Source organism: Pseudomonas sp. BF-RE-22, assembly GCF_019956155.1.
GTDB lineage: Bacteria > Pseudomonadota > Gammaproteobacteria > Pseudomonadales > Pseudomonadaceae > Aquipseudomonas > Aquipseudomonas migulae.
Genome location: NZ_JAHBDD010000079.1, coordinates 1 through 4,639, shown reverse-complemented (window position 1 = coordinate 4,639; position 4,639 = coordinate 1). Strand labels below are relative to the sequence as shown.

Below are 4,639 nucleotides of genomic sequence, written 5' to 3'. Positions count from 1 at the left end.
ATGGTGTGTCAGTCGACAATTCTTTAGCTGACACACCATCGTCGGAACGCCGCCCGCAGCAAGCCGGCTCCTACAGGATCTCGGGTGAGCGGAATATCCGGGGAAACCCATGTCGCCAGCCTGTCGTCGGCTGCACCGCCCGGCCGGAGCAGCCGGGGTATGCTGGATCTCCCGAACTATCGACGGTCTCCGGCAAGTCAGGCCGTGAGGCGTTTTCTGCGAGGTTCCAGGCTCTGATCGAGAGGGTAAACCGATGCACGACTATTACGATTTGGGCACCTACAGCCGCCCCGTAACGACACGTTCGCCACAGGCTCAGCTTTGGTTCGACCGCGGATTATTGTGGTGCTACGGCTACAACCACGATGAATCCATCCGCTGTTTCCGCAAGGCGATCGAGCACGACCACGATTGCGCGATGGCCTACTGGGGAATCGCCTATGCCAGCGGCCCCAACTACAACAAGCGCTGGGACGCGTTTATCGAACAGGAGTTGAAAGACGCCGTCGCCCAGGCCCGACTGGCGACGCGTACTGCGCTGGCGCATTGCGACGGTGCCAAACCGGTGGAACAAGCGCTGATCCGGGCGCTTGAGCAACGCTATCAGGCCGACGCTGCCGACAGTGTTGAACAACTATTCACCTGGAACGATGCCTACGCGGCGTCGATGCGCGATGTCTATAAAGCCTTTCCCGACGATCCCGATGTGGCGGCGCTGTTTGCCGAAGCCTTGATTGACCGCACACCCTGGCTGTTGTGGGATCTGAAAACCGGTGAACCCGCGCCGGGCGCCGACACCCTCGAAGCGCTGGCTGTGCTGGAGCAGGCACTGGGCGGTGCGCCGCACCCCGGCGTGCTGCACATGTACGTCCACACCCTGGAAATGTCACCCCATCCCGAACGAGCGTTGCGCGCCGCCGATGTTCTGCGCGACCTGGTGCCGGACGCCGGGCACCTGCGCCACATGCCGTCGCACATCGACGTGCTCTGCGGCGATTACCGTGGGGCCATGAACACCAATAGCCAAGCGATCCTGGCCGACCGCAAATTCCTGGAGCGGGAAGGGCCGCTCAACTTCTACACCCTGTACCGATGCCACAACTACCACTTCAAACTCTACTCGGCGATGTTCCTTGGGCAATACCAACCGGCGCTGGACGCCGCCGAAGAGCTGATGTCGACCATCAAGGAAGAACTGCTGCGCGTCGAACAACCGCCCATGGCCGACTGGCTGGAAAGCTTCGTGTCAATGAAGGTCCATGTGCAGATCCGCTTCGGCAAATGGCAGGACATCCTCGCCACTCCATTACCCAATGACCAGGAACTGTACTGCGTGACCACCGCGATGCTGCATTACGCCAGAGGCGTGGCGCACGCGGCCAACGGGCATATTGCCGCCGCGCAAGCCGAACAACGGCTGTTCATCAATGCGCTGACCCGCGTGCCGCCAACGCGTTACCTCTTCAACAATAAATGCACTGACATCCTGGCGGTGGCCGGCGCCATGCTGCACGGGGAAATCGAGTACCGAAAAGGCACCTACGACAGCGCGTTCGCTCACCTGCGCGAGGCGCAGTCACTGGACGACAACTTGCCGTACGACGAGCCATGGGGCTGGATGCAACCGGTGCGACACGCGCTGGGTGCGTTGCTGCTGGAGCAGGGGCGGGTGGAAGAAGCCTTGCAGGCCTACCGGGCCGATCTGGGGCTGGACGATACGCTGAGCCGTGCGTCCTGGCATCTGGACAATGTCTGGAGCCTCCACGGTTATGTGGAATGCCTGAAACGTTTGGGGCGGGACGCCGAAGCCGCGGCGGCGCGAACCCGCCTCGATCTGGCCATGGCGCGGGCCGATGTGGAAATCACCGCCTCCTGTTTTTGCCGTGTCGGGGCGCGCTGCTGTCAGGGCTGAGCCCTCTGAAAACGGGCGTCACGATGCCCGTTTTCAGGCATCGAGAAACGCGTCGATCATCGGCACCAGCCATTCGGTGCGCGTGGTCATCTGCATGTGATCGGTGCCGGGGAGCACGGCAAGCTGCGCGTGTGCCAGGCGCCGGAACATCTGCACGGCATGTTCGGGGCGGATGACGTCCGCATCGCCGACCACTACCAATGTCGGCGCGGTGATGCGGCGGATATCGTCGTCGGGGATGTCCTTGAAGTCGCGCATACGCCGGGCTGCCTTGTCATGCATCAGCCGCAGATTGCCGGGCTGCGGCGCGACCTTGAGGTACGCCTCCTGCAACTCTGGCGGCATGTTCTCCAGCGTGGCGTTGGCCATCGCTTCCCAGAGCCATGGATAGGCACCGTCGCGATTGACCAGCGCCGACGCCGCCACGATTTTGCGCACGACGTCCGGATGCCTGATCGCCACCTGCAAGGCGATGGTGCCGCCATTGCTGAAACCGAACAGGTCCGCTCGCCCGATGTGCAGATACGCGAGCAGTGCCGCCGTGTCGTCCGCGGATTGCTCGAAGCTGAATGGACGGTCGACGATGTCCGCTGTGTGCCCATAACCCTGTTGTTCAATGGCAATGACCTGACGCTCAGCCGCCAGCACCGGCAGGATCTGACCGAATGAGGTTTCAAGGGTGTCGCCGCCGCCATGCAGCAGGACGAGGGGCGGTCGCGTGGGGTGCGCTGCGCCGTGAATCTCGAAATAGATCCGCAGGCCGTTGACGGGGGCGTAGCCGGTTTTGCGCTGATTCATGGCGGGTTCTCCGCGTATTTGAGGGTTTGCAGGCTGGCGAGTGGATATCTGCACGAAGGTGATTATGCTTCATGAAACCTTGCAGTGATGTGAGGCGGTCAGCCTGTTGCCAGGCTTTGTGCATTCCGTAGTCCGATGACTTCAGCCCCAGGGCCTGGGTGCGACGATGCTAGTGAGGTGCTCCGGCCTACAACAAGAGCAAGACGGAGAAGACTCATGGCCGCAATCGACAACACCACCACGGGCAACGTGCCCAACCACGGGATCACCAGGGAGGAGCGCAAGGTCATCTTCGCCTCGTCCCTGGGCACCGTGTTCGAATGGTACGACTTCTACCTTTACGGCTCTCTCGCCGCGATCATCGCCAAGCACTTCTTTGCCGGCGTCAACGAGACAACCGCCTTCATCTTCGCGCTGCTCGCGTTCGCTGCGGGGTTTGCCGTGCGGCCTTTCGGCGCGATTGTGTTTGGGCGACTGGGCGACATGATCGGACGCAAGCACACCTTCCTGATCACCATTGTCATTATGGGTATCTCCACCGCCATCGTCGGGTTTCTGCCCGGCTACGCGACCATCGGCGTCGCGGCGCCGATCATCCTGATCACCTTGCGACTGCTGCAAGGCCTGGCGTTGGGCGGTGAGTACGGCGGGGCGGCGACCTACGTCGCGGAGCATGCGCCGAAGGGCAAGCGCGGCTATTTCACTTCGTGGATTCAAACCACCGCGACCCTCGGTCTGTTCCTGTCGCTGCTGGTGATCCTCGCCTGCCGCACCGTTCTCGGTACGGAAGCGTTCGAGGCCTGGGGCTGGCGGATACCGTTTCTGCTGTCGATCCTGCTGCTGATCATCTCGGTGTACATCCGCCTGCAACTCAGCGAATCGCCGGTGTTCGTGAAAATGAAGGCCGAGGGCAAGTCGTCCAAAGCGCCGCTGACCGAATCCTTCGCCCGTTGGGAAAACCTCAAAATTGTGATCATGGCGCTGCTCGGTGGTACTGCCGGCCAGGCTGTTGTCTGGTACACCGGGCAGTTCTATGCGCTGTTCTTCCTCCTGCAAATGCTCAAGATCGACCCGCAGACCGCCAACCTGCTGATCGCCGGTTCGCTGCTGATCGGCACGCCGTTCTTCGTGATATTCGGCAGCCTGTCTGACCGCATCGGCCGCAAGGGCATCATCATGGCCGGTTGTATTCTCGCGGCGGTGACTTACTTCCCGATCTTCCATGCGTTGACCCAGTACGGTAACCCCGACGTGTTCGCGGCACAGGCGAAAAACCCGGTCACGGTGGTCGCTGATCCAGACCAGTGTTCGTTCCAGTTCGACCCGGTGGGCAAAGCCAAATTCACCAGTTCCTGTGACCTTGCCAAGACGGTACTGGCGAAGAAAGCCATCCCCTACATCAACGAAAAAGCCGAGCCGGGCACCGTTGCGCAGGTTCGCATTGGCGGCAAAGTGGTCGAGAGCTTCGAGGGCACCGGCATGCCGGCCGCCGACTTCAAGACCCGCAACGATGCCTTCGTCGCCACCCTTGGCACCGCGCTCAAGGACGCCGGTTACCCTGAGAAGGCTGACCCGGCGAAGACCAATTACCCGATGGTGTTGTTGCTGCTGACCATCCTGGTGATCTACGTGACCATGGTCTATGGCCCTATCGCGGCGTGGCTGGTGGAACTGTTCCCGGCGCGTATCCGCTACACCTCGATGTCGTTGCCGTACCACATTGGCAATGGCTGGTTTGGCGGCTTCCTGCCGACGGTTGCGTTTGCCATGGTCGCGGCCACGGGGGATATCTACTACGGGCTTTGGTATCCGATCGTGATTGCGGTGATGACGGCTATTCTTGGGACGTTCTTTTTGCCGGAAACCAAGGATCGGGAGATTCATCACACCTAGGGTTGGGAGGGTTTTTGGGATTGGGTGGGCATATCC

3 protein-coding genes are annotated in these 4,639 nt (G+C 61.5%); 2 read left to right on the top strand and 1 reads right to left on the bottom strand.

All coding sequences use genetic code 11. The features are described from left to right. Positions 1 to 253: 253 nt before the first annotated feature. Positions 254 to 1,912, top strand: coding sequence for a tetratricopeptide repeat protein (locus tag KGA82_RS27155; protein WP_223453171.1), 1,659 nt, complete (start codon positions 254 to 256; stop codon positions 1,910 to 1,912). Between the two features lie 33 nt (positions 1,913 to 1,945). On the opposite strand, the gene KGA82_RS27150 is transcribed toward KGA82_RS27155, so the two are convergent. Continuing rightward, positions 1,946 to 2,710: an alpha/beta fold hydrolase gene (locus KGA82_RS27150; protein WP_223453170.1), complete on the bottom strand. Its 765-nt coding sequence runs from the start codon at positions 2,708 to 2,710 to the stop codon at positions 1,946 to 1,948. A 216-nt stretch (positions 2,711 to 2,926) separates the two neighbouring features. On the opposite strand from KGA82_RS27150, the gene KGA82_RS27145 reads away from it, so the two are divergent. Next, positions 2,927 to 4,603 carry an MFS transporter gene (locus KGA82_RS27145; protein WP_223453169.1) on the top strand — a complete coding sequence of 559 codons (1,677 nt, stop codon included), beginning with the start codon at positions 2,927 to 2,929 and terminating at the stop codon, positions 4,601 to 4,603. Positions 4,604 to 4,639 lie beyond the last annotated feature (36 nt).